This is a genomic window from Blastococcus sp. SYSU D00669, from assembly GCF_054050715.1.
The window spans coordinates 1-22,377 of record NZ_JBJGZV010000061.1; the positions used below are offsets into that span (position 1 = coordinate 1).

At 75.6% G+C, this 22,377-nt stretch carries 29 protein-coding genes; 21 read left to right on the forward strand and 8 right to left on the reverse strand.

The window, feature by feature from the left end; genetic code table 11:
* The 4 genes from ACI8AF_RS26025 (at position 1) to ACI8AF_RS26040 (ending at position 2,785) form a co-directional block, all read left to right on the forward strand.
* Complete coding sequence (locus ACI8AF_RS26025) at positions 1-168, forward strand: sigma factor-like helix-turn-helix DNA-binding protein (RefSeq protein ID WP_456542708.1); 168 nt, start codon at positions 1-3, stop codon at positions 166-168.
* Positions 165-752, forward strand: a complete 588-nt coding sequence (locus ACI8AF_RS26030) for an anti-sigma factor family protein (protein WP_456542680.1) — start codon at positions 165-167, stop codon at positions 750-752. The genes ACI8AF_RS26025 and ACI8AF_RS26030 overlap by 4 nt, the downstream gene beginning before the upstream one ends.
* A gap of 212 nt (positions 753-964) precedes the next feature.
* Positions 965-2,323 carry a S1C family serine protease gene (locus ACI8AF_RS26035; RefSeq protein WP_456542681.1) on the forward strand — a complete coding sequence of 453 codons (1,359 nt, stop codon included), beginning with the start codon at positions 965-967 and terminating at the stop codon, positions 2,321-2,323.
* A gap of 102 nt (positions 2,324-2,425) precedes the next feature.
* A complete protein-coding gene (locus ACI8AF_RS26040; protein WP_456542682.1) occupies positions 2,426-2,785 on the forward strand; it encodes a twin-arginine translocase TatA/TatE family subunit in 360 nt (119 codons plus the stop codon).
* 97 nt (positions 2,786-2,882) lie between these two features.
* Here the strand turns inward: ACI8AF_RS26040 and ACI8AF_RS26045 are convergent, their stop codons facing one another.
* Positions 2,883-4,031, reverse strand: coding sequence for an Mrp/NBP35 family ATP-binding protein (locus tag ACI8AF_RS26045; RefSeq protein WP_456542683.1), 1,149 nt, complete (start codon positions 4,029-4,031; stop codon positions 2,883-2,885).
* 370 nt (positions 4,032-4,401) lie between these two features.
* On the opposite strand from ACI8AF_RS26045, the gene ACI8AF_RS26050 reads away from it, so the two are divergent.
* Together ACI8AF_RS26050 and ACI8AF_RS26055 are read left to right on the forward strand one after the other, a co-directional pair.
* Positions 4,402-5,088: an AzlC family ABC transporter permease gene (locus ACI8AF_RS26050; protein ID WP_456542684.1), complete on the forward strand. Its 687-nt coding sequence runs from the start codon at positions 4,402-4,404 to the stop codon at positions 5,086-5,088.
* A complete protein-coding gene (locus ACI8AF_RS26055) occupies positions 5,085-5,405 on the forward strand; it encodes an AzlD domain-containing protein (protein WP_456542685.1) in 321 nt (106 codons plus the stop codon). Before ACI8AF_RS26050 ends, ACI8AF_RS26055 begins: the two co-directional genes overlap by 4 nt.
* Before the next feature lies 1 nt (position 5,406).
* Here ACI8AF_RS26055 and ACI8AF_RS26060 read toward each other — a convergent pair whose 3' ends face one another.
* Entirely contained in the window at positions 5,407-5,880 is a 474-nt protein-coding gene (locus ACI8AF_RS26060; protein WP_456542686.1) for a methylated-DNA--[protein]-cysteine S-methyltransferase, read from the reverse strand.
* A gap of 38 nt (positions 5,881-5,918) precedes the next feature.
* Here ACI8AF_RS26060 and ACI8AF_RS26065 point away from each other — a divergent pair, with 38 nt between their 5' ends.
* Positions 5,919-6,476 carry a putative glycolipid-binding domain-containing protein gene (locus tag ACI8AF_RS26065; RefSeq protein ID WP_456542687.1) on the forward strand — a complete coding sequence of 186 codons (558 nt, stop codon included), beginning with the start codon at positions 5,919-5,921 and terminating at the stop codon, positions 6,474-6,476.
* Between the two features lie 6 nt (positions 6,477-6,482).
* On the opposite strand, the gene ACI8AF_RS26070 is transcribed toward ACI8AF_RS26065, so the two are convergent.
* Together ACI8AF_RS26070 and ACI8AF_RS26075 are read right to left on the reverse strand one after the other, a co-directional pair.
* Positions 6,483-7,019: a DUF1003 domain-containing protein gene (locus tag ACI8AF_RS26070; protein ID WP_456542688.1), complete on the reverse strand. Its 537-nt coding sequence runs from the start codon at positions 7,017-7,019 to the stop codon at positions 6,483-6,485.
* On the reverse strand, positions 7,012-8,250 hold the full coding sequence (locus ACI8AF_RS26075; RefSeq protein ID WP_456542689.1) for a magnesium transporter MgtE N-terminal domain-containing protein: 1,239 nt from the start codon (positions 8,248-8,250) through the stop codon (positions 7,012-7,014). Before ACI8AF_RS26075 ends, ACI8AF_RS26070 begins: the two co-directional genes overlap by 8 nt.
* A 24-nt stretch (positions 8,251-8,274) precedes the next feature.
* Here ACI8AF_RS26075 and ACI8AF_RS26080 point away from each other — a divergent pair, with 24 nt between their 5' ends.
* From ACI8AF_RS26080 to ACI8AF_RS26095, 4 genes are all read left to right on the forward strand, one after another.
* Entirely contained in the window at positions 8,275-9,144 is an 870-nt protein-coding gene (locus tag ACI8AF_RS26080; RefSeq protein WP_456542690.1) for a PhzF family phenazine biosynthesis protein, read from the forward strand.
* Positions 9,141-10,064: a DMT family transporter gene (locus tag ACI8AF_RS26085; RefSeq protein WP_456542691.1), complete on the forward strand. Its 924-nt coding sequence runs from the start codon at positions 9,141-9,143 to the stop codon at positions 10,062-10,064. Before ACI8AF_RS26080 ends, ACI8AF_RS26085 begins: the two co-directional genes overlap by 4 nt.
* Positions 10,065-10,080: 16 nt before the next feature.
* A complete protein-coding gene (locus ACI8AF_RS26090) occupies positions 10,081-10,344 on the forward strand; it encodes a DUF4242 domain-containing protein (RefSeq protein WP_456542692.1) in 264 nt (87 codons plus the stop codon).
* Between the two features lie 82 nt (positions 10,345-10,426).
* Positions 10,427-11,380, forward strand: a complete 954-nt coding sequence (locus tag ACI8AF_RS26095) for an HpcH/HpaI aldolase/citrate lyase family protein (protein ID WP_456542693.1) — start codon at positions 10,427-10,429, stop codon at positions 11,378-11,380.
* A gap of 33 nt (positions 11,381-11,413) precedes the next feature.
* Here ACI8AF_RS26095 and ACI8AF_RS26100 read toward each other — a convergent pair whose 3' ends face one another.
* Positions 11,414-11,818 carry a DUF4190 domain-containing protein gene (locus ACI8AF_RS26100; protein ID WP_456542694.1) on the reverse strand — a complete coding sequence of 135 codons (405 nt, stop codon included), beginning with the start codon at positions 11,816-11,818 and terminating at the stop codon, positions 11,414-11,416.
* Positions 11,819-11,835: 17 nt separating this feature from the next.
* Positions 11,836-12,504 (reverse strand): hypothetical protein, encoded by a 669-nt coding sequence (locus ACI8AF_RS26105; protein ID WP_456542695.1) that lies wholly within the window; start codon positions 12,502-12,504, stop codon positions 11,836-11,838.
* 105 nt (positions 12,505-12,609) lie between these two features.
* Between ACI8AF_RS26105 and ACI8AF_RS26110 the strand changes: the two genes are divergently transcribed.
* Entirely contained in the window at positions 12,610-13,809 is a 1,200-nt protein-coding gene (locus tag ACI8AF_RS26110) for an acyl-CoA dehydrogenase family protein (RefSeq protein WP_456542696.1), read from the forward strand.
* Positions 13,810-13,882: 73 nt separating this feature from the next.
* Here the strand turns inward: ACI8AF_RS26110 and ACI8AF_RS26115 are convergent, their stop codons facing one another.
* Together ACI8AF_RS26115 and ACI8AF_RS26120 are read right to left on the reverse strand one after the other, a co-directional pair.
* Positions 13,883-15,901, reverse strand: a complete 2,019-nt coding sequence (locus ACI8AF_RS26115; RefSeq protein ID WP_456542697.1) for an ArnT family glycosyltransferase — start codon at positions 15,899-15,901, stop codon at positions 13,883-13,885.
* A complete protein-coding gene (locus ACI8AF_RS26120; protein WP_456542698.1) occupies positions 15,898-17,175 on the reverse strand; it encodes a glycosyltransferase in 1,278 nt (425 codons plus the stop codon). Before ACI8AF_RS26120 ends, ACI8AF_RS26115 begins: the two co-directional genes overlap by 4 nt.
* A gap of 100 nt (positions 17,176-17,275) precedes the next feature.
* Between ACI8AF_RS26120 and ACI8AF_RS26125 the strand changes: the two genes are divergently transcribed.
* From ACI8AF_RS26125 to ACI8AF_RS26165, 9 genes are all read left to right on the forward strand, one after another.
* Positions 17,276-18,226, forward strand: a complete 951-nt coding sequence (locus tag ACI8AF_RS26125; protein ID WP_456542699.1) for a quinone oxidoreductase family protein — start codon at positions 17,276-17,278, stop codon at positions 18,224-18,226.
* A 19-nt stretch (positions 18,227-18,245) separates the two neighbouring features.
* Positions 18,246-18,578, forward strand: a complete 333-nt coding sequence (locus ACI8AF_RS26130) for an EthD family reductase (protein WP_456542700.1) — start codon at positions 18,246-18,248, stop codon at positions 18,576-18,578.
* Positions 18,575-20,122 (forward strand): acetolactate synthase large subunit, encoded by a 1,548-nt coding sequence (locus tag ACI8AF_RS26135; protein ID WP_456542701.1) that lies wholly within the window; start codon positions 18,575-18,577, stop codon positions 20,120-20,122. Before ACI8AF_RS26130 ends, ACI8AF_RS26135 begins: the two co-directional genes overlap by 4 nt.
* 55 nt (positions 20,123-20,177) lie before the next feature.
* On the forward strand, positions 20,178-20,372 hold the full coding sequence (locus ACI8AF_RS26140) for a hypothetical protein (RefSeq protein WP_456542702.1): 195 nt from the start codon (positions 20,178-20,180) through the stop codon (positions 20,370-20,372).
* A 65-nt stretch (positions 20,373-20,437) separates the two neighbouring features.
* Positions 20,438-20,761, forward strand: coding sequence for a PadR family transcriptional regulator (locus tag ACI8AF_RS26145; RefSeq protein ID WP_456542703.1), 324 nt, complete (start codon positions 20,438-20,440; stop codon positions 20,759-20,761).
* Positions 20,758-21,144, forward strand: a complete 387-nt coding sequence (locus ACI8AF_RS26150; RefSeq protein WP_456542704.1) for a hypothetical protein — start codon at positions 20,758-20,760, stop codon at positions 21,142-21,144. Before ACI8AF_RS26145 ends, ACI8AF_RS26150 begins: the two co-directional genes overlap by 4 nt.
* 15 nt (positions 21,145-21,159) lie before the next feature.
* On the forward strand, positions 21,160-21,333 hold the full coding sequence (locus ACI8AF_RS26155) for a hypothetical protein (RefSeq protein WP_456542705.1): 174 nt from the start codon (positions 21,160-21,162) through the stop codon (positions 21,331-21,333).
* 263 nt (positions 21,334-21,596) lie between these two features.
* Entirely contained in the window at positions 21,597-22,019 is a 423-nt protein-coding gene (locus tag ACI8AF_RS26160; protein ID WP_456542706.1) for a hypothetical protein, read from the forward strand.
* Positions 22,020-22,035: 16 nt separating this feature from the next.
* A complete protein-coding gene (locus tag ACI8AF_RS26165) occupies positions 22,036-22,191 on the forward strand; it encodes a hypothetical protein (protein ID WP_456542707.1) in 156 nt (51 codons plus the stop codon).
* Positions 22,192-22,377 lie beyond the last annotated feature (186 nt).

Below are 22,377 nucleotides of genomic sequence, written 5' to 3' on the forward strand. Positions count from 1 at the left end.
GTGCTCTGCGACATCGAGGGGCTGACCTACGAGGAGATCGCGGCGACCCTGGGCATCAAGCTGGGGACGGTGCGCAGCCGCATCCACCGCGGCCGCGTCCAGCTGCGCGAGGCGCTCGCCCACCTCGCGCCGCGCCGTGCGGCCGTCGCGGGAGGAGGGCAGGCATGAGCATCCCCGAGAGCCACCTCGCCCAGGAGGCGATCGCCGCGCTCGTCGACGGCGAGCTGACCGCGGGCCCCGCCCGGCGCGCGGCGGCGCACCTCACCGGCTGCGCGCAGTGCCGCATGGCCGTGCAGGCGCAGCGCGAGGCGAAGGAGGCGCTGCACCGCTCGCAGGAGGTCGCCGTCCCCGGTGACCTGCTCTCGCGGCTGTGCGCGATCCCCTTCACCACCGACGTGCCGGGGAGCGGAGGCCCCGGGACGCTGGCCGCGGGACCGGACTCGCTCACCGTCTCGGGGGCCACGGGGTCGTGGGCGGTGTCGCTGCGCCCGCACCGGCCGGGCCGCTCCGACTCCACCGCGCGCTGGCTGCGCCGCGGTGTCACCGGCACGCTCGCCGGTCTCGGCATCGGCGTCGCCGCCCTCGCGCTGAGCCTGCCCGCCGCGGGGGAGCTCGAGCGCGGCACGCCGTCGGGCCCCGTCGCGCGCCCGTCCCTCCCGGAGGAGCAGACTGAGGGTGTGCCGCCCGTCGTCCGCACCCTCACCGGGGGAACCGCGACCGTGCCCGCCGCCGCTCCGGGCGGGACCCCCTGAGCGAGACCGACGACCGCCGCCCCGCGGCGGAGCAGCAGCCCGACCCCGCCGACGGGGCCTTCGCACGACCCGCGGGCGCGACCGGTTCCTTCGCCGTCCCCGGTGAGCGGCTGACCCCGCGTGCCACCGCCGTCCCCGCCACCGCGCCGGCCCAGCAGGCGGCGTTCGGGCGACCGACCAGCGTCGACGGCAGCTTCGCCGGCGACCGGCCGGTGCCCCCGCCGCGCCGGCTCCCGCCGCCGCCCCCCGAGGCGGTGCTGCGCGCCTTCGCGCCGTCCGGGCCCGGCCGCACCGGCCTGCAGGAGCCGCCCGGCGGCCGCCCCGGCCGGCGGCGCACGTCGGCCGGGCCGTGGTGGAAGCCCGACGCCGCCTCCGACCCGTGGCGCGACCCGCACGCCCCCGCCGGCCTCGGCGCCCCCGCCGTCTACGACGAGGACGAGCAGGAGGGCCCGGTCGTCGTCGACGCCAAGGGCCGCAAGAAGGTCCGGCTGCGCGACATCTCCGTCCGCGTCTCGGCGCTGGTGCTGCTCGCCGTGCTGCTGGTGGGCGCCATCGGCGGTGGCGTCGGCTGGTTCCTCACCCGCGAGGCCGCCGAGACGCCGCTGCTCGCCCCCGACACCCAGCTCTCGGAGACCGACGAGGGCATCGCCCGCGAGCCCGGCTCGGTCGCCGACATCGCCGAGCGGGTCACCCCCGCCGTCGTCTCGATCGAGGTGCGGCTCGGCAACGCCGGCGCCACCGGCTCCGGCGTCGTCGTCGACGGCGAGAACGGCTACATCGTCACCAACAACCACGTCATCTCCGGGGCCGACGGCAACGAGGACGCCGAGATCCGCGCGGTCTTCTCCGACGGCAGCGGCTCGGAGGCGCGGATCGTCGGGCGCGACCCGGCCAGCGACATCGCCGTGATCAAGGTCGAGAAGCCGGGTCTGGTCGGCGCGTCGCTGGGCGACTCCGAGGCGGTCCTGGTGGGCGACCCGGTGGTGGCCATCGGCTCGCCGCTCGGCCTGGCCGGCACGGTGACCAGCGGCATCGTCAGCGCGCTCGACCGCCCGGTGCGGCTCTCCGGCGAGGGCAGCGACACCAACGCCGTCATCAGCGCCATCCAGACCGACGCGCCCATCAACCCCGGCAACTCCGGTGGCGCGCTGGTCGACGCGACCGGCGCGGTGATCGGCATCAACACCGCGATCGCCTCGCTCGGCGGCGGGGCCGGCGGCGGCTCGATCGGCCTCGGCTTCGCCATCCCCATCGACACCGCGCGCGACATCGCCGAGCAGCTGATCTCCTCCGGCTCGGCCGTCCACGCCTCGCTCGGGGTCAACACGCGGTCGGTCACCGACGGCACGCGCGACGGCGCGCTGGTGCTCAACGTCGAGCCCGACAGCGGCGCGGCCCGCGCGGGGATCCAGGAGCAGGACGTCATCATCGGCGTCGACGACCAGCAGGTGGGCAGCTCCGAGGAGCTCGTCGTCGCCGTCGACGCCCACGCCCCCGGCGACACGGTGACGATCGAGCTGGTGCGCAACGGGTCGTCGACCACCGTGCAGGCGACGCTCGACGAGGCGTAGCCGGAGGGACGAGGCGTAGCCGGAGCACAGCCCGCCGACAGGGGCCGCGGCTACCCTGGACGGCGGTCCGGCGGACGGCGCGGGGACCGGACGGGAGCGGCGGTGTTCGACTCGATCGGCTGGGGCGAGATCGTCGTCCTCGCGCTGGCCGCGCTGTTCATCTTCGGCCCCGAGCGCCTGCCGACCCTCGCCCGCGACGCCGCGCAGGGGCTGCGCAAGGTCCGCGAGGCGGTCACCGGCGTTCGCGCCCAGGTGCACGAGTCGATGGGCGACGAGCTCTCCGACCTGCGCGACCTCGACCTGCGCAAGTACCACCCGAAGACGTTCATCCGCGACAACCTGCTCGGCGACGACACCCCGCCGGTGCGCCGGAAGAGCGCGGCGTCGTCCGCGCCCGTCGCGCCGGCGGCGAAGCCGCGCAACGCCGCGACCCCGCCGCCGTTCGACGTCGACGCGACGTAGCGGCCCGCACAACGCGCATCGCCCGCTCTCCTCCCGGGTCGCCCGCGCTGCAGGGCGGGGGATCCAGGGGAAGAGCGGGCGATGTGCGCGCGGGTGCCTAGCGGCGGACGGGCGTGAGGCCGAGGCTCATGCCCGACAGGCCGCGCTGGCGGGTGGCCAGGCCGTCGGCGACCTTGGCCAGCGCCTGGGCGGCGGCCGACTCCGGGTCGGCGAGCACGATCGGCGCACCGGCGTCGCCGGCCTCGCGCAGGCGGGTGTCGAGCGGAATCTGGCCCAGCAGCGGCACGCGGGCGCCGAGGGTGCGGGTCAGCGCGTCGCTCACCGCCTGGCCGCCGCCGGAGCCGAAGACCTCCATGCGGCTGCCGTCGGGCAGGTCGAGCCACGACATGTTCTCGATGACGCCGACCACCTGCTGGTGGGTCTGCGTGGCGATCGCCCCGGCCCGCTCGGCGACCTCGGCGGCCGCCGTCTGCGGCGTGGTGACGACGAGGATCTCGGCGTTGGGCAGCAGCTGGGCGATGGAGATCGCCACGTCGCCGGTGCCGGGCGGCAGGTCGAGCAGGAGGACGTCGAGGTCGCCCCACCAGACGTCGGCGAGGAACTGCTGCAGCGCGCGGTGCAGCATCGGCCCGCGCCACACCACCGGGGTGTTGCCGGGGGTGAACATGCCGATCGAGATGACCTTCACGCCGTAGGACTGCGGCGGCATGATCATGTTGTCGACCTGGGTGGGCTTGTCGTCGACGCCCAGCATCCGTGGCACCGAGTGGCCGTAGATGTCGGCGTCCACCACACCCACCGACAGCCCCCGCTTGGCCAGCGCGGCGGCGAGGTTGACCGTGACGCTGGACTTGCCGACGCCGCCCTTGCCCGACGCGACCGCGTACACGCGGGTCAGCGAGCCGGGCTGGGCGAAGGGGATCACCGGGTCGGTGGCGTCGCCGCGCACCGTGCGCCGCAGCTCCGAGCGCTGCTCGTCGCTCATCACGTCGAGGGCGACCTGCACCGAGGTCACCCCGGCGACGGCGGAGACGGCCTGCGTGACCCGGTTGGTGATGGTCTCGCGCATCGGGCAGCCGGCGACGGTCAGGTAGACCTGGACGCGCACGCTGCCGTCGGCGCCGATCTGCACGTCCTTGACCATGCCGAGCTCGGTCAGCGGCCGGTTGATCTCGGGGTCCTGGACGGTGGCCAGGGCCGCGTTCACGGCGTCGAGCGCCGGCGAGCCGGTCATCGTGTCCGACATCGTTCTCGTTCGTCTCCTTCGGCGAAGGACCGGCCTGCGCCCGCCGCGAGCCCGCGGGGACCAGCGCATCCGGATCTCCCGCCACTGTACGGCGGGCAGCAGACGCCGCCCGCCGTTCCCGGGGTGATCTGCTGCTCAGTGCGGCCTGAGGCCCCTTACCCGCCGCCGACGTGCGGATCTGCGCGGTCGACCGATGCCGGGACGGGTGCCTCAGGACGACGGTCGTCGTCATGACACCCCACGAGATGGCCCCCCTGCTCCACGCCCTCCTGCTCGAGGACCCGGACCGCAGCGATCGCCGTCCCCGGCGCACCCGCCGCACCTGGCGCGGCCGGCAGCGCTGACCGGGCGGTCGCCTAGGGTCGGCCGCGTGCCGACCCCCACCCGCTCCGAGACCGTGCGGGACGCGGTGGGGCTCGGCGTCGCGGTCGGCCTCTACGGCGCGGCCTTCGGCGCGGCCGCCGTCTCGGCCGGGCTGTCCGAGTGGCAGGCGGTGGCGATGTCGCTGCTCATGTTCACGGGCGCCTCGCAGTTCGCCCTCGTCGGCGTCCTCGGGGCCGGCGGCAGCGCGCTCGCGGCGGTCGGCAGCGCGCTGCTGCTGGGCACCCGCAACACCGTCTACGGCGTCCGGCTGGTCCCGCTGCTGAAGCTGCGGGGGCCGCGCCGGTTCGGCGCCGCGCACTGGGTGATCGACGAGACGACGGCGCTGGCGGTGAGCGCCCCGGACCGGCACCTGGCCCGGCTGGGCTTCCTCGTCGGCGGCGCGACCATCTTCACGTTCTGGAACGCCACCACGCTGGTCGGTGCGTTCGGCGCCGCGGCGCTCGGCGGCACCGCCCGCGCGGCGCTGGACGCCGTCGTCCCGGCGGCGTTCCTGGCCCTGCTGTGGCCGCGGCTGCGCCGCCCGTTCCCCGAGGCGGGGGTGCAGCGCCGGGTGGCGCTCGGCGGCGCCGTCGTCGGGCTGGCCCTCACCCCGTTCGTGCCGCCGGGCGTGCAGGTGATCGCCGCCGTCGTCGCGGTGGCGCTCGCCGGTCCGCCCCCGGAGCGGGCCGCGTGAGCGGGACGACGCTCTGGGTCGTCGTCCTGGCCGGCTCCCTGGGCTGCTACCTGCTCAAGCTCGCCGGGGTCTCGGTGCCGGCGCGCTGGGTCGAGCAGCCGTGGGTCACGCGGGTGGTCGACTTCGTCCCGGCGGCGCTGCTGGCCGCGCTCGTCGTGGTCCAGGCGACGGCGTCGGGCCGGGAGCTCCAGCTCGACGGCCGGCTGGTCGGGCTCGCCGTCGCGGCGCTGGCGCTGGCGCTGCGGGCGCCGTTCATCGTCGTCCTGCTCCTGGCCGGCGGCGCCGGTGCGCTCGCGCACGTCCTCTGGGGGGTGTGAGTCAGAACAACCGGGCGTCGCGCTGCTCCAGGTCGAGCAGGAAGCGCTTGCGCGGCAGCCCGCCGCCGAAGCCGACCAGGCTGCCGTCGGCGCCGACCACCCGGTGGCACGGGACGACGATCGCCAGGGGGTTGCGCCCGCACGCCAGCCCGACCGCCTGCGCCCCGCCGGGCTCGCCGACGGCGGCGGCCACCGCGCCGTAGCTGCGCGTCTCGCCGTAGGGGATGGCGGCCAGCTGCTCCCACACGGCCAGCTCGAAGGCGCTGCCCGCCGGCCGCAGGGGCAGGTCGAAGGCGGTGCGCTCGCCGGCGAAGTACTCGCCGAGCTGGGCGGCCACGGCGCCGCCGTCGTCGCGGGGCCCGAGGTCGGCGGTCGCGCCGGGCGGCTCCAGGTACAGCCGGACCAGCACGTCGCCGTCCCGGACGACGACGAGCGGTCCGATCGGCGACGGCACGACGGTGTGCGTCCGGCCCATGCGCGCATCCTGTCGGAGGGGACCGACAGGATGCGCGCATGACGTGGGACCCGCTCCCGCCCTCCGCGGCCTGGACCCACCGCGGGGCGCGCGACGGCTTCGAGGTGTCCTGGTTCGACGGCGCCGTCCTCACCGGCTGCACCACCGGGCTGGAGGAGGGCCGCACCTGGGCGGTCGAGTACGAGATCCGGGTCGACGGCGAGTGGCGCACGCGCGAGGCCCGCGTGCGCGGCCGCACCGGCGACGGCGTGCGCTCGGTCGTGCTGACCACCGACGGGGTCGGCCGCTGGCAGGTCGACGGCGCACCGGCGCCGCACCTCGACGGCTGTCTCGACGTCGACCTGGAGAGCTCGGCGATGACCAACACGCTCCCGGTGCACCGGCTGGGGCTGCGCCCGGGGGAGCGCGGCACCAGCGCCGCGGCCTGGGTGCGGGCCGGCGACCTGTCGGTCGAGCGGCTCGACCAGGGCTACGTCGCGCTCGGCGACCGGCGCTTCGACTACGACGCCCCGTCCGAGGACTTCGCCGTCCGGATCGTCTACGACGCCGCCGGCCTCGCGCTGGAGTACCCCGAGATCGCCGTCCGGGCGGGCTGAGGTGCGCTACGCGATCGGGTCGGGTGCGGGGTGAGCGGCGTCCTGCTGCTTCTTCTTCTTGCCCTTCTTCTCCCGATCCTCCGGCTGGTCCTCGGCCAGCCGGGACAGCTCGCCGCGGATGAAGTCGCGGGTGGCCAGCTCGCCGATCGCGACGCGCAGCGCGGCCAGCTCGCGGGCGAGGTACTCGGTGTCGGCGCGGGTCTGCGCCGCCCGCGCCCGGTCCTCCTCGGCCTGCACGCGGTCGCGGTCGGCCTGCCGGTTCTGCGCCAGCAGGATCAGCGGCGCGGCGTAGGCGGCCTGGGTGGAGAAGGCCAGGTTGAGCAGGATGAACGGGTAGGGGTCCCACTGCAGCTGGATGGCGAAGACGTTCAGGCAGATCCAGGCGACCACGATGATCGTCTGGACGGCGAGGAAGCTGCCGGTGCCGAGGAAGCGGGCGATCCCCTCGGCGAAGCGGCCGACGGCGTCGGGGTTCAGCCGGAGGAAGTTGCCGAACGTGCGGGCGTGGCCCCGCGGGACGTCGAGCCGGCGGCCGTCAGCCACGGCGGGCCCGCTCGCGCCAGTCGTCGGGCAGCAGGTGGTCGAGGACGTCGTCCACGCTCACCGCGCCGACGAGCCGGCCCTGCGGGTCGACCACGGGCGCGGCCACCAGGTTGTAGGTGGCGAAGTAGCGGGTCACCTCGGCCAGCGGCGCCTCCGGCCGCAGCGGCTCCAGGTCGTCGAGCGCCCCGCTGACCAGGGTGGACGGCGGTTCGCGCAGCAGCCGCTGGATGTGCGCCAGCCCGACGTAGCGGCCGGTGGGCGTGGCCGACGGCGGCCGGCAGACGTACACCTGGCTGGCCAGCGCCGGGGTGAGCTCGGGGTCGCGCACCCGGGCGAGGGCCTCGGCGATGGTGGCGTCCGGGGTGAGGATCACCGGCTCGCTGGTCATGATGCCGCCGGCGGTGTCCTCGGAGTAGGCGAGCAGCTGGCGCACCGGCTCGGCCTCGTCGGGCTCCATGAGCTCGAGCAGCCGGTCGCGGTCGACGTTGGACAGCTCGGCGAGCAGGTCGGCGGCGTCGTCGGGGTCCATCTCCTCGAGGACGTCGGCCGCCCGGGCCTCGTCGAGGGTGCCGAGGATGGTGATCTGGTCGGCCTCGGGCAGCTCCCCGAGGACGTCGGCCAGCCGCTCGTCGTCCAGCGCCTCGGCGACCTCGTGCCGGCGCTTGATCGGCAGCTCCTGCAGCGCGTGCGCGAGGTCGGCGGCGTTGAGCTCGCGGTAGGTGGCGAGCAGCGTCTCGGCGCCCTGGTCGCCCTGCGGCAGCGCGAGCCCGACCACCTCGTCCCAGGCCAGCTGGTGCAGCTGGCCGCGGCGGCCCAGCCGGCCGGGCTCCTGCACGGCGAGGCGGGTGATCAGCCAGTCGCCGGTGCGGGTCTGCTCCATGCCGGCGTCGACGACGGTGGCCCGGCGGCCCGACTCCCGGATGGTGACCGTCCGGTCGAGCAGCTCGCCGAGCACCAGCGTCTCGCCGCGGCGCTGCTCGAAGCGCTTGAGGTTGATCGTGCCCGAGGCGAGCATCACCGAGCTCGGGTCGATCCCGGTCACCCGGCCCACCGGCACGAAGATGCGGCGGCGGGCGACCACCTCGACGACGAGGCCGAGGACGCGCGGCGGGGCGGTGCCCACCCGCAGCGCGGCGACGACGTCGCGCACCTTGCCGACCCGGTCGCCGTTGGGGTCGAAGACGGTCAGCCCGGCCAGTCGCGAGGCATATGCCCGGGTCGCCGTCGTCACGGCTCGGAAGGCTACCGTCGGGCCGTGTCGCGCCCGGGTTCCGTGGAGTACGAGGTCGTCGACGTCTTCGCGCCGCGGGCGTTCGCCGGCAACCCGCTGGCCGTGGTGTTCGACGCCGGCGACCTGTCCACCGAGCAGTGCCAGGCCCTGGCGTCGGAGTTCCACCTGTCGGAGACGTCGTTCCTCATGGCGCCCACCGAGCCGGGCGCCAGCTACAAGGTGCGCATCTTCACGCCGTACGCCGAGCTGCCCTTCGCCGGGCACCCCAGCGTCGGCGCCGCGCACACGCTCGTGCGCACCGGGCGGCTGCCGGCCGGCACCCTGCACCAGGAGTGCGGCGCGGGCGTGCTGCCCGTCGACGTGACCGACGACGGCGCGACGCTCACCGGCGGCCGGCCGACCCTGGAGGACGGGCCGGACGCCGCCGAGCTGGCGGCGGCGGTGGGCCTGTCGGCCGCCGACGCCGTCGGCCTGCCGGCGCACGTCGCCGGCTGCGGGCTGCCGTTCGCCTTCCTGGCGGTGCGGCCCGAGGTGGTCGACGAGGCGCGGCCCGACCCGGTCGCGCTGGGCCGCTTCGGCGTGGGGGAGGGGGTCTCGGTCCTCTCCTGGGACCCGGCCACCTCCACGGTCCGCGCCCGGGTGTTCGCCGCCGACCTGAGCTGGGGCGAGGACCCCGCCACCGGCTCGGCCGCGCTCGGCACCGGCGTGTGGCTGGTCGCCGCCGGCCTGCTGCCGGGGGAGGGGACGGCGTCCTACGTCGTCCGCCAGGGCGAGCGGGTGGGCCGGCCCTCGGTGATGAGCTGCACCGTCACCTCCGCCGGCGGCCGGGCGACGGTGGCGACGGTCGCCGGTGCCGTCGTGCCGGTGGCCAGCGGCCGGATCCGGGTGCCGTGACGGGGTCCCAGGCCGCGGCCTGGGCGGTGCACCGGCCGACCGGCCGCGAGTTCGGGCTCATGGGGCTGGCCGTGGTCGGCGTCTCGATGTCCGGGCCGCTGACCGCGCTGGTCGCCGCGCCGTTCCTGGCCATCGCCTTCTGGCGCAACGCCGCCGGCGCCGCCGCGCTGCTGCCGGTGCTGCTCACCCGTGAGCGGTCGACCCTGCGGGGGCTGCGGCCGCGTCACCTGGGCAGCTCGGTGGTCGCCGGGCTGTTCCTGGCCGGGCACTTCGCCGCCTGGTTGCCCAGCCTGTCGATGACGTCGGTCGGCGCCTCGGTCGCGCTGGTCACCACGACGCCGATCTGGACGGCGCTGGTGGCGCGGATCAGCGGCGTGGAGCTGCCCGCGGCGGTCTGGTGGGGCCTCGTGCTCGCCGTCGTCGGCGCGGCGCTGATCGCCGGGGTCGACGTCACGGTGAGCGTCGAGGCGCTGGCCGGCGACGGCCTGGCGCTGCTGGGCGCGCTCTGCGCCGGCGGGTACGTGCTGGCCGGTGCGCGGGCCCGGCAGCGGCTGGCCACGTCGGCCTACACGATCGTCTGCTACTCGGTCTGCGCCGCGGCCACCGCGGTCGTCGCGCTGGTCGCCGGCTCGCCGCTGGCCGGGTTCCCGCTGCGCGACTGGCTTCTGATCGCGGCGATCACCGTGTGCGCGCAGTTGTTCGGGCACACCCTGCTCAACCTGGTGCTCTCCTCGGTGGGGCCGACCGTGGTCAGCCTCGCCGTCCTGCTCGAGGTGCCCGGCTCGCTGGTCGTCGCCTTCGTGCTGCTGGGGCAGGTGCCGCCGCTGCTCGCGCTGCCGGGCATGGCCGCCGTCGTGGCCGGCGTCGCGCTCGTCGTCCGGGCCAGCCGGCCGACGACCCTGGTGGAGCCGGCGACCTGACGGCAGACTGCGCCCCATGCCGAGGTACCTGGTCGAACGCACGCTCGGCGACGTCTCCCGAGCGGAGGTGGACGCCGCCGCCGAGCGGTCCACCGAGGTCCGGGAGGCGCGCTACCCGACCCTCACCTGGGAGCACACCCACGTGGTGGCGACGGCGGAGGGGCTGAAGACGTTCTGCGTGTACGGGTCGCCCGATCCCGACACCCTGCGGCAGCACGCGGCCGACGCCGGTCTGCCGGTCGACCGCGTCTACGAGGTGGAGACCGACCTGGTGCCCTGAGGCGTTGCTCACTCCGCGGCGCGGTCGCCGGGCGCCGTCGCTACTCTCCGGTAACGACGTCCAGACCCGAAGCGGAGGCACCGTGGCCGAGCTCCGATCCCGCCGTTCCAACCTCGCCGTCCCGGGCAGCAACCCGCGCTTCCTGGAGAAGGCGAAGGGGCTGGACGCCGACCAGGTGTTCCTCGACCTGGAGGACGCGTGCGCGCCGCTGGCCAAGCCCGGTGCCCGCAAGAACATCGTGGCCGCGCTCAACGAGGGCGGCTGGGGCGAGAAGATCCGCGTCGTCCGGGTCAACGACTGGACGACGGAGTGGACCTACCGCGACGTGATCGAGGTCGTCGAGGGCGCCGGGGCGAACCTCGACTGCATCATGCTGCCCAAGGTGGCCGACGCCGCCCAGGTGCGGGCGCTGGACTTCCTGCTCACCCAGATCGAGAAGGCCAACGGCCTCGAGGTCGGCCGGATCGGCATCGAGGCGCAGATCGAGACCGCGCAGGGCCTGATCAACGTCAACGACATCGCCTTCGCCAGCCCGCGGATCGAGACGATCATCTTCGGCCCGGCCGACTTCATGGCGTCGATCAACATGAAGTCCCTCGTCGTCGGCGCCCTGCACCCGGACTACCCGGGCGACCCGTTCCACTACATCCTCATGCAGATCCTCATGGCCGCCCGCGCCCGCGGCGTGCAGGCCATCGACGGGCCGTTCCTCCAGGTGCGCGACGTCGACGCGTTCCGCGAGGTGGCCAAGCGCTCGGCGGTGCTCGGCTTCGACGGCAAGTGGGTGCTGCACCCGGGCCAGATCGACGCGGCCAACGAGATCTACGCGCCGAGCCAGGAGGACTACGACCACGCCGAGCTGATCCTGGACGCGTACGAGTACTACACGTCCGAGGCCGGCGGGAAGAAGGGCTCGGCGATGCTCGGCGACGAGATGATCGACGAGGCCAGCCGCAAGATGGCGCTGGTCGTCGCCGGCAAGGGCCGCGCCGCCGGCATGCAGCGCACGTCGTCCTTCACGCCGCCGGAGGAGTAGGAACTCCCGCTTGCGGCGCCGAAAGCAGGAGTCTCACGGCCCGAAGCCGGTGTTGACCAGGGCGACCCAGCTGATGACCAGCACGATGATCGCCAGCAGCCAGATGCCGGTGACGATGCCGCCGATGATCACCGCGGCCAGCGCGAGGCCGTCGCCCTGCTCGCCGGTGCGGCGGATCTGCTTGCGCGCCGCGATGCCCAGCCCGAGCCCGACCGGGGCGACGGTGAGCGCGCAGACCAGGGCGGCGATCGCCAGCGAGTTGGTCGGTGCGCCGTACACCGGGTACGGCTGCGGGTAGCCGTACCCCGGGGGCGGGCCGTAGCCGGGCGGCGGGCCGTAGCCGGGCGGCGGGCCGTAGCCGGGCGGCGGGCCGTAGCCGGGCGGCGCCTGGCCGGGCGGCGGCCAGGAGACGGGGGAGTGCTGGCCGGCGTCGCTCACCCGGGCAGTGTGCGGCCTCAGAGCCCGATCGCCGCAGGAGGCAGCGCGGCGAGTCGGGTGGCGACCGAGCGGGCCGCGGCCGTCGCCGTCGCCGGGTCGTCGCCGATCAGGACGGAGAGGACGGCGCCGCGGGCCTGCGCGACCACGACCTGCGTCCCGTCGCCGGCGAGCTGGTACTGGAAGACGACGCTGTTGTCGGCGAGCCCTTCCGCGCTCGGTGCCGGGACGAACGTGTACTCGTCCGGCGGGCAGCTACTGAAGGCCTGCACCAGCTCCTGCACCGCCGTGGTCGCGGCCTCCGGGGCGTCGTAGGCGATCGCCTCGGAGGACAGCTGCGCGGTGCCGGTGGCGTCGAGCCCGACGACCGGCGCCTTGGCCACCCGGTGTGCCTCGGAGGTGAACGTGAACCCGCAGATCCCCGCGAGGCTCGGGTCGTCGCCGAGGTCGCCGTCCGGGACCGGGTTGGCCTGCACGCTCCAGCCCTCCGGCAGGTCGGCCGCGCGCAGCGCCACCGCCTGCGCCGCGCTCGCCGGGTCGGTGGCCGCGGCCGGGTCGGCCGAGGCCTGAGCCGACGCCTCGGCCTGGGCCGGCGCCGGTTCGCCGCGCTCGGTCGACGCTGACGGGTCGCTCCCGCAGCCGGCCAGCAGCAGCACGGCGGCCACGGGGGCGAGCAGTCGGCTCCTCACCGGGCCGACGGTACGCAGTGACCAGGCACACCCTCGTCGTCCGGCGGGGGTGGCCCATACTCACCGGTAACCAACGGACACCGCAGTCCCGAGAGGTGCGTGCGAATGACCCGCCTGGCGCAGACCGCCGACCTGACCGACGTCCAGCAGGAGATCCTGTCGACGGTCCGCAGCTTCGTGGACAAGGAGATCATCCCGAACGCGCAGCGGCTCGAGCACGCCGACGAGTACCCGCAGGAGATCGTCGACGGGCTCAAGGAGCTCGGGATCTTCGGGCTGACCATCCCCGAGGAGTACGGCGGCCTGGGCGAGTCGCTCCTCACCTACGCGCTGGTGGTCGAGGAGATCGCGCGCGGCTGGATGAGCGTCTCCGGCGTCATCAACACCCACTTCATCGTCGCCTACATGGTCATGCAGCACGGCACCCCGGAGCAGAAGGAGCGCCTGCTGCCGCGGATGGCGGCCGGCGAGGTGCGCGGCGCGTTCTCCATGTCCGAGCCGGGGCTGGGCTCCGACGTCGCCGGCATCCGCACCAAGGCCGTGAAGAAGGACGACGGCTCCTACGTCATCGACGGCCAGAAGATGTGGCTGACCAACGGCGGCTCCTCCACCCTGGTGGCCGCGCTGGTGCGCACCGACGAGGGCGCCGAGAAGGCGCACCAGAACCTGACCACGTTCCTGATCGAGAAGCCGGCCGGCTTCGGCGAGGTGCTCCCGGGCCTGAGCATCCCCGGCAAGATCGACAAGATGGGCTACAAGGGCGTCGACACCACCGAGCTGGTGTTCGACGGCTTCGCCGTCTCCGCCGACGACATCCTCGGCGGGCTGCCCGGCCGCGGCTTCGCCCAGATGATGGACGGCGTCGAGGTCGGGCGGGTCAACGTCGCCGCGCGCGGCTGCGGCATCGCGATCCGCGCGTTCGAGCTGGCCATCGCCTACGCGCAGCAGCGGGAGACGTTCGGCAAGCCGATCGCCGGGCACCAGGCGATCGCGTTCAAGCTCGCCGAGATGGCCACCAAGGTGGAGGCGGCGCACGCGATGATGGTGCGCGCCGCCCGGCTCAAGGACGCCGGCGCCCGCAACGACGTCGAGGCCGGCATGGCCAAGCTGCTGGCGAGCGAGTTCGCCGCCGAGGTGACCCAGGAGAGCTTCCGCATCCACGGCGGCTACGGCTACTCCAAGGAGTACGAGATCGAGCGGCTGATGCGCGAGGCGCCGTTCCTGCTCATCGGCGAGGGCACCAGCGAGATCCAGAAGACGATCATCAGCCGCGGCCTGCTCAAGGAGTACGCCCTCAAGCGCTGACACCTTGTCCGCCGACGCTCGTGCTCTGCGTGCGCAGCGCACGCAGAGCATGAGCATCGGGGGGAGAGGGTCGTCAGTTCGGCTGGGTGAGGTCGTAGAGCGTCACGCCGTCCACCGTCGTGGCGGTGAAGTTCTCCTCGACCCAGCCGGTGATCTCGGCCGAGGCGCTGCTGCCGCCGTCCCCGCCCATCCCGGCGCCGCCGGACACGAACCAGTGGATCCGGCCGTCCTCGACGAGCGCCTGGAACTCCGCCAGCGTCGGCGAGGGGTCGGTGCCGTTGAACCCGCCGATCGGCATGACCGGCAGCCCGGTCGCCAGCTGGTAGCCGGCGGCGTTGTTGGCGCCGACCGTCGCGGCGGCCCAGGTGTAGGCGTCGGCGTCCTCGGCGAGGACGGCGGCCAGCTCGTCGCTGACCTCGCCCGCGTCGAGCAGACCCCCCGTGCCGCCGCCGGGGCCGCCGCGGGTACCCGGGGTCGTGCCGCCCGGCATGGTGCCGGTGCCGCCACCGGGCGGGGCGGGCATCGTGCCGTTCGCGCCGCCGCCCGGGACGCCGGCCGGACGGGCGCCGCCGCCCGGGAAGCCACCCCCTATGCCGTCGGTGACGGTCGGGCCGGCGCTCGGGATCGACCCGGTGTGCGCCGTCCCCGCCGTCTGGACGGCGTAGGCCGCCGGGCCGCCGAGGCCGGCGACGACCGCCGCGGCCAGGACGCCGACGGCGACCGCGCGGCGCAGCCGGTGGACGGCCAGCAGCCCGAGCGCCCCGACGGCGCCGGCGGCGAGCACGACCCACCTGAGCCAGGGGAGGAAGTCGGCCGAGCGGGCCAGCAGCGCGAACGACCAGGCCGCGGTGGCGGCCAGGACGACGGCCAGCACGGCCCGCGCCCAGAACTCGCCGCGGCGCCGCCACAGCAGCCCGCCGCCGATGCCGACGAGCGCGGCGACCGCCGGGGCCAGCGCGACGGTGTAGTACGCGTGGAAGATGCCGGCCATCAGGCTGAACGTCAGGCCGGTGACCAGCAGCCAGCTGCCCCAGGTGAGCAGCCCGGCGCGGCGGATGTCGGTGCGCGGGGCGCGGCCGACCGCCACCAGCCCGGCGACGAGCAGCAGCAGCGCCGCCGGCAGCAGCCAGGCGATCTGCCCGCCGATCTCCGAGCCGAACAGGCGCCCGAGGCCGGCCTCGCCCCAGCCCATGCCGCCGCCGACGCTGCCCGTCTCGTCCCCGGTGAGCCGGCCGAGGCCGTTGTAGCCCCAGATCAGCTCCCAGACGGAGTCGGTCTGCGAGCCGCCGATGTAGGGGCGCATCGAGGCGGGGACGAGCTCCACGACCGCCACCCACCAGCCTCCGGTGACCACCAGGGCGGCGCCGGCCGCGAGCAGGTGCCCGATGCGCTTGCCGAGCGTCGTCGGCGCGGCGACCAGGTAGACCAGCGCGAAGCCGGGGACGACGAGCACCGCCTGCAGCGTCTTGGTGAGGAACGCCAGGCCGATCAGCGCCCCGACGGCGACCAGCCGGCGCAGGCTCGCCTTCTCGACCGCCCGGGTGAGCGCGTAGGCGGCGATCGTCATGAGCAGGACCAGCAGCGCGTCGGGGTTGTTGAACCGGAACATCAGCACCGCGACCGGGGTCAGCGCCATGGCGGCGCCGGCCAGCAGCGCGGGGCCGTACCCGGCCACCCGGCGGACGGCGAGGTAGAGCACCCCGACCGTGGCCACCCCCATGAGCGCCTGCGGCACCAGGATCGACCAGGACGACAGCCCGAACAGCCGCACCGACAGCGCCATGACCCACAGCGAGGCCGGCGGCTTGTCGACGGTGATCGAGTTCGCCGCGTCGGAGGAGCCGTAGAAGAACGCCTCCCAGCTCTGCGAGCCGGCCTGCACCGCGGCGGAGTAGAAGGCGTTCGCCCAGCCGGAGGCGGCCAGGTCCCAGACGTAGAGGACGCCGGTGGCGAGCAGCAGGCCGAGCAGCGACGGGCGCACCCAGCGCGGGTCGCCGTCGCTCCCGCGGACGAGCCGCCGGAGGCGCGACGGCCGCGCCGGGGGAGCGGGCGGCGCGGTCCACCCCGGCGCGGCGGGCAGGGTCGTGGTCATCGGGCGGTCTCCATCTCGGGGACGGCGGTCCCGCCGTCGGCAGGGGCAGCCGCGGCGGGCCGGAAGACCCAGCCGCGGAGGAGGACGAAGCGCAGCAGCGTCGCGACGGCGTTGGCGGCGACGAGGAGGAGGAGCTCCGCCGCGCGGGAGGCGCCCGGCGCGACGGCGTGCAGGACGGCGAGCGAGCCGCTGGTCAGCGCCAGGCCGAGGCCGAAGACGACCAGCCCCTGGGCGTGGTGGATGCCGGCGCCCGCGCCGCCGCGGATGCCGAAGGTGATCCGCCGGTTGGCCGCGGTGTTGGCGACCGCGGTGAGCAGCAGCGCGGTGAGGTTGGCCGCCTGGGCGCCCACCACCCCGCGCAGCAGCACGAAGACGAGCAGGTAGGCCAGCGTGGACAGCACGCCGATGGCGGCGAACCGCAGCAGCTGGGTCACCAGGCCCGGCGGCACCCCGGGCACCGGGTCGGGCAGCGGGCGGCGGCCGATCTGCGCCCGCAGCTCGGCGACCGGCAGCCGGCCGGTGGCGAAGGCGCGCAGCATCCGCGCGATGCCGACGAGGTCGGCCTTCGCCGTCCGCACGATGTCGACGCGGCTGTCGGGGTCGTCGACCCAGTCGACCGGCACCTCGTGGATGCGCAGGCCCGACCGCTCGGCGAGCACGAGCAGCTCGGTGTCGAAGAACCAGCCGGTGTCCTCCACCAGCGGCAGCAGCCGCCGCGCCACGTCGGCGCGGACGGCCTTGAAGCCGCACTGCGCGTCGGACAGCGAGGTGGCGAGCGTGCCGTGCAGCAGCAGGTTGTAGCCGCGGCTGATGACCTCGCGCTTGAGCCCGCGCACCACCCGCGACGAGCGGGAGAGGCGGCTGCCGATCGCCAGGTCGGAGTGGCCGCTGATCAGCGGCGCGACGAGGGGCAGCAGCGCGGCGAGGTCGGTGGACAGGTCGACGTCCGTGTAGACGAGGACCGGGGCGTCGGAGGCCAGCCAGACCTCGCGCAGCGCGCGGCCGCGGCCCGGCTCGAGGAGCACCCGCACCTCGACGCCGGGCAGCTCGGCGGCGACCCGCCGGGCGACGGCGAGCGTGCCGTCGGTGCTGGCGTTCTCCGCGACGGTGATCCGGGAGCTCCACGGCAGCTCCGACAGGGCCGCGTGCAGCCGGCGCAGGCACGGCTCCAGGTCGGTCTCCTCGTCGTGCACCGGCACGACGACGTCGAGGACCGGCGGGGCGGGTCGGGACTCTCCGGCGCGCGCGTCGGCGCCCTGCAGCAGGGGTGGCATGGCGATCACCGTCGGGTGCGGAGCTGGCGCGGAGCCGGGGAGTGGCTGGACGTCCCCTGTGACAGCTGATTCACAGAGAGTGACGGGGTAGAGAGGGCGCATGGGACGCGCGGCGGGAGTGACCGGGTTCGGCGGGCCGGAGGCCCTGCACCTCGTCGAGGTCGACGACGAGCCCCTCGGGCCGGGGCAGGTGCGGCTGCGGGTGACCGCCGCGACGGTGAACCCCACCGACACCTGGCTGGTGACGGGCGCCTACGCCGACCGGGACCCGGTCAAGAGCCCGCCGTGGGTGCCCGGCATGGACGTCGCCGGCCTCGTCGAGGAGCTCGGCGACGGCGTCGACCGGCCCGACCTCCAGGTCGGGGCCCGGGTCATGGGCGTCGTCGTCCCGACCGGGGCGCACGGCGGGTACCGGGAGGACCTGGTGCTGCCCGCCGACTCGGTGGTGCGGGCGCCGGCGACCGCGACCGACGTCGCGGCGTCGACGCTGCCGATGAACGCGCTGACCGCGCGGTTCTCCCTCGACCTCATGGGTCTGCGGCCGGGGCAGGTGCTGGCGGTCACCGGGGCGGCGGGCGCGTACGGCGGCTACGTCGTCCAGCTGGCCAAGGCCGACGGGCTGACCGTCGTCGCCGACGCGTCGGAGGCCGACGAGCCGCTGGTCCGCGACCTCGGCGCCGACGTCGTGGTCCGCCGGGGGGACGACGTCGCCGCGCGGATCCGCGAGCAGTTCCCGGACGGCGTCGACGGGCTGGCCGACGGCGCGGTGCAGGACGAGCGGGTGCTGCCCGCGGTGCGCGACGGGGGAGCGGTGGCGACCGTGCGCGGCTACCGCGGGCCGGCCGGCGGCGAGCGCGGGCTGCGGTTCTTCCCCACCCTGGTCCGCCGCGTCGCCCAGGACCGCGCCGCGCTCGACCGGCTGCGGCAGCAGACCGAGGACGGCGTCCTCTCGCTGCGGGTCAACCGCGCGCTCCCGGCCGAGGACGCCGCCGAGGCGCACCGGCTGCTCGCCCGGGGCGGGGTCCGCGGTCGGCTGGTGCTCACCTTCTGACGCTGCTTGGCTGACCGGCATGGTGCACCGACTCCTCGTCAGCTACGGCCAGCCCACCGACCCCGGGGCGTTCGACGACTACTACCGCGACACCCACGCCCCGCTGGTCATGGAGCTGCCCGGGCTGGTCGGGTTCAGCGTCGGCCACCCGCAGCCGATGGACCCGTCGCAGCCGGCGCCCTACCTGGTGGCCGAGCTGGACTTCGAGTCGGAGCAGTCGATGGGGGCGGCGCTGGCCTCCAACGAGGGGCGCGCGACCGGCAAGGACCTGGCGAACTTCGCCACCGGCGGGGCGACGCTGGTCCACTTCGACGTGCACGAGCCGATCGCCGGCATCCCGGAGATGCCGTGAACGGCGCGCAGGCGCTGATCCGCACGCTGGTCGGCTCGGGGGTCGACGTCTGCTTCGCCAACCCGGGCACCTCGGAGATGCACTTCGTCGCGGCGCTGGACGACGTCCCGCAGATGCGCGGCGTCCTCACCCTGTTCGAGGGCGTGGCCACCGGCGCGGCCGACGGGTACGCCCGGATGGCCGGCCGGCCCGCCGCGACCCTGCTGCACCTGGGCCCGGGGCTGGGCAACGGGCTGGCCAACCTGCACAACGCCCGGCGCGGCCGCACGCCGGTGGTGAACGTCGTCGGCGACCACGCCCGCTCGCACAAGCGGCTGGACGCGCCGCTGGAGTCGGACGTCGACACCCTCGCCGGCACCGTCTCGAGCTGGGTGCGGCGCTCGCTGACGCCGGCCGACGTGGGGGTGGACGCCGCCGACGCGGTGGCCGCGGCCTGCACCGGGGGCGTGGCCACGCTGGTGCTGCCGGCCGACGTCTCGTGGTCCGACGGCGCGGAGGTGGCGCCGCCGGTGCCGGCCCGGTCCGCGCCGCGGCCCGGTCCGGACGCGGTGGAGGGGGCGGCCGCCGCGCTGACCTCCGCGGAGCCGGTCGTGCTGTTCCTCGGCGGCGACGCGGTGCGGGAGGCCGGGCAGCTGCTGGCCTCGCGGATCGCCGCGGCGACCGGTGCCCGGCTGATGTGCGAGACCTTCCCGGCGCGGATGCCGCGCGGGGCGGGGCTGCCCGACCTGCCGAAGCTGCCGTACCCGCCGGAGATGGCGATGGCGGCGCTCTCGGGCACCCGGCACCTGGTCGTCGCCGGCGCCACGGCGCCCGTGCACTTCTTCGGCTACCCGGGGATCCCGGGGTCCCCGGTGCCGGAGGGCTGCGCGGTGCACGTGCTGGCGGCACCCGGTGAGGACGGCGTCGCGGCGCTGGAGGCGCTCGCCGACCGGGTGGCCGACGGCGCCGAGCCGCAGCTGCTGGAGGCCGCCCGGCCCGAGCTGCCGAGCGGGGCGCTGGACGTGCGCTCGCTGTCGGCGGTCGTCGGCGCGCTGCTCCCCGAGGACGCGATCGTCGTCGACGAGGCGCTGACCTCGGGCGTCGGGCTGGCCGAGCTGACCGCCGGCGCGCCGCGGCACGACTGGCTCTCGCTGACCGGCGGGGCGATCGGCGACGGGCTGCCGATGGCGACGGGGGCGGCGATCGCCTGCCCCGGCCGGCCGGTGCTCGCGCTGCAGGCCGACGGCAGCGCGATGTACACGATCTCCGCGCTGTGGACCCACGCGCGCGAGCAGCTCGACGTCACGACGGTCGTCTGCGACAACGGCTCGTACGCCATCCTCGAGCACGAGCTGGCGCGGGTGGGGGCGACCGGCGACGGCAAGCGGGCGGCGCAGCTGCTCGACCTGGGCGGCCCGGACCTCGACTTCGTCGCGCTGGCCGGCGGGATGGGCGTGCCGGCCACCCGCGCGGAGACCGCCGACGAGCTGGCCGACCAGCTGCGCCGGGCGCTGGCCGAGCCGGGCCCGCACCTCGTCGCCGCCGTCCTGCCCCGCCGGAGGTAGTCGCCCGGGCCAACCGTGGTTGCCCGCAACCGCGGCGGCGCGGACCGTTCCCCGCGTGGCCGCGTCCCGGCTGCAGCGGGTGCGGTGCCGGCTGGCCCTGCACCGGTGGACGGCGGTCGGCGCGGGCGACGGGCAGCGGATGCGCCGGTGCCGGCTCTGCGGCCGCGAGGACGGCCCGTTCCCCTGGTACGAGGGGGCGACCACTCGGCTGGACGCACGGGACGTCCCGCCGGGCGGTCTCGGCTCCTGAGGCGCCACCCGGTGCGCTGGGCAACCATGCTTGTTCTCTACCTAGGGGCTAGGTAGAGTTCGTGCATGGGTGGAGAGCCCCGGATGACCATCCCGACCCAGCTGGTGCTGGAGGCGCTGCTCGGCGATCCCGAGCGGGAGCTGTACGGGGTGGAGATCGGTGAGCTGGCGAACCTGCGCAGCGGCACCGTGCACCCGATCCTCGCCCGCCTCGAGGGCGTCGGCTGGCTGACCTCGCGGTGGGAGGCGATCGACCCGCAGGTCGAGGGACGTCCGCCGCGCCGGTACTACCGGCTGACCGCCGAGGGGGCGCTGGCCGCGCAGGCGGCCCTGGCGAAGGCGTACCGGCCGCCCGTCGTCCGCCTCCGGCCGCAGGTGGGGGAGACGTGACCGGCTCGCGCGCCCTGGTCCGCGGGGCGCGTCTCGGGATCGCGATCGCGGTGCGGCCGTTGCCGGCCCGGGCCGACCGCGACCGCTACTACTGCGAGTTCGTCGCCGAGCTGTACGGGCTCGACCGCGCGGCCCAGCGCCGGCAGGTGGCCGGCTACCTGGCCGAGTCGCTCGCCCTCCGCGCCGCCGTCGGCGGTGGACCCTCGGGCCTGCCCCTGGACGCCCCGCCCAGCACCATCCGCCGCGTCGTCGTCTGCCGCCTGCTGCGGTGGCACCGGTGGCGGGTCTTCCGGACGCCCGACGGCGAGCGGTACTCCGCCTGCGCCATCTGCGGCAAGTTCCCGACCGACACGGTCTCCCGCGACGGCTTCACCGTCGCCTGACCCCCGGAGGCTGCGATGCAGTCCAGCACCACCGGGCAGCGGTTCCGCTGCCGGTACCTGCACTGGCACCACTGGAAGCCGACCACCACCCCGGACGGCGAGCGCTACGTCGCCTGCGCCGTGTGCGGCAAGTACCACTCCGCCTGGGCCGGGGTGAACCAGAACATCACCGGCTACCTCGCCGGCTGACCCGGCCCTCGCGAGGAGGCCAGCCATGGCTCCCGCCACCCGATCGCGCACGGCACTCCGCTGCCGGCGGGGCCTGCACGCCTGCGACCGCCCCGGAGCGAGACGGCCTCCAGGTGAGCACGTGCAGGCGGTGCGACCGGACGACGGGGCCGTACGTCGAGCACGTGCCGACGCCGCCACCGGTCGGTTCTGAGCACGACGAGGACGTCCCGACCCGGGGAGCCCGTGATGACCATTCGACGCAGGATCCCGTAGGCGGCGGCATGGCGGCGCCCTCCCGGCCGGTGCCGGGCGCTCGGCTGGCCATAGAGGTGGCCGCGCACTTCCTGCCCACCCCGGCCGACCGCCGGCGGTACCAGGCGGAGTTCGCCGCGGAGCTCTACGGTCTCCCGCCGGTCGCCCAGTTCCGGCACGCCGCCGGCGTGCTGTCCCGCACGCCGGCACTGCGCGCCGCGCTCCGCGCCGGCCGGCTGCCGGCAGCGGCCGGGAGGCAGCCGCTCGGTCGCCGGTTCCGCTGCCGCGTCCTGCGGTGGCACCACTGGAAGAAGTGCAGCGCCCCCGACGGGGGTCCGTACCTCGCCTGCTCCGTCTGCGGGAAGCACCACGACGGCCCGGCCCACTGGCTGGCCGGCGCGGGGATGAGCGGAGGAGGCGGCCTCGGGCTCGGCGGCGGTGGCGTGGCCTGAGAGAGGGGAGACCGAGATGTCATCGACCGGACGACGGTGGCGCTGCCGCCTGCTGCGCATGCACGACTGGCGGGTGCACAGCACCGAGGACGGCGGGCGCTACCGGTCCTGCGCCGTCTGCGGCAAGGACGACGACGCGGCGGGCGGCGGCGGGCAGATCCTCGCCGGCTAGACCGTGCCGGTGCGTCCGGGTGCGCCGAGCGTCCGGAGGCCGCTCCCCGGGGCGCGCCTCGCGGTCGCGGTGGGGGGGGGGGGGGGGGGGGGGGGGGGGGGGGGGGGGGGGGGGGGGGGGGGGTGGGGGTGGTGGGGGTTGGTTTATCAGTTACACTAAGCCGCCTCTACCGAAGCCACTCCCTCA

What these genes read in the sequence shown, in the direction of transcription:
- ACI8AF_RS26030 (WP_456542680.1), top strand. Translation starts at nt 165, where the DNA reads ATGAGCATCCCCGAGAGCCACCTCGCCCAGGAGGCGATCGCCGCGCTC.
- ACI8AF_RS26045 (WP_456542683.1), bottom strand. Translation starts at nt 4,031, where the DNA reads ATGTCGGACACGATGACCGGCTCGCCGGCGCTCGACGCCGTGAACGCG.
- ACI8AF_RS26060 (WP_456542686.1), bottom strand. Translation starts at nt 5,880, where the DNA reads ATGGGCCGGACGCACACCGTCGTGCCGTCGCCGATCGGACCGCTCGTC.
- ACI8AF_RS26065 (WP_456542687.1), top strand. Translation starts at nt 5,919, where the DNA reads ATGACGTGGGACCCGCTCCCGCCCTCCGCGGCCTGGACCCACCGCGGG.
- ACI8AF_RS26090 (WP_456542692.1), top strand. Translation starts at nt 10,081, where the DNA reads ATGCCGAGGTACCTGGTCGAACGCACGCTCGGCGACGTCTCCCGAGCG.
- ACI8AF_RS26110 (WP_456542696.1), top strand. Translation starts at nt 12,610, where the DNA reads ATGACCCGCCTGGCGCAGACCGCCGACCTGACCGACGTCCAGCAGGAG.
- ACI8AF_RS26115 (WP_456542697.1), bottom strand. Translation starts at nt 15,901, where the DNA reads ATGACCACGACCCTGCCCGCCGCGCCGGGGTGGACCGCGCCGCCCGCT.
- ACI8AF_RS26120 (WP_456542698.1), bottom strand. Translation starts at nt 17,175, where the DNA reads ATGCCACCCCTGCTGCAGGGCGCCGACGCGCGCGCCGGAGAGTCCCGA.
- ACI8AF_RS26125 (WP_456542699.1), top strand. Translation starts at nt 17,276, where the DNA reads ATGGGACGCGCGGCGGGAGTGACCGGGTTCGGCGGGCCGGAGGCCCTG.
- ACI8AF_RS26130 (WP_456542700.1), top strand. Translation starts at nt 18,246, where the DNA reads ATGGTGCACCGACTCCTCGTCAGCTACGGCCAGCCCACCGACCCCGGG.
- ACI8AF_RS26145 (WP_456542703.1), top strand. Translation starts at nt 20,438, where the DNA reads ATGGGTGGAGAGCCCCGGATGACCATCCCGACCCAGCTGGTGCTGGAG.
- ACI8AF_RS26155 (WP_456542705.1), top strand. Translation starts at nt 21,160, where the DNA reads ATGCAGTCCAGCACCACCGGGCAGCGGTTCCGCTGCCGGTACCTGCAC.
- ACI8AF_RS26160 (WP_456542706.1), top strand. Translation starts at nt 21,597, where the DNA reads ATGGCGGCGCCCTCCCGGCCGGTGCCGGGCGCTCGGCTGGCCATAGAG.
- ACI8AF_RS26165 (WP_456542707.1), top strand. Translation starts at nt 22,036, where the DNA reads ATGTCATCGACCGGACGACGGTGGCGCTGCCGCCTGCTGCGCATGCAC.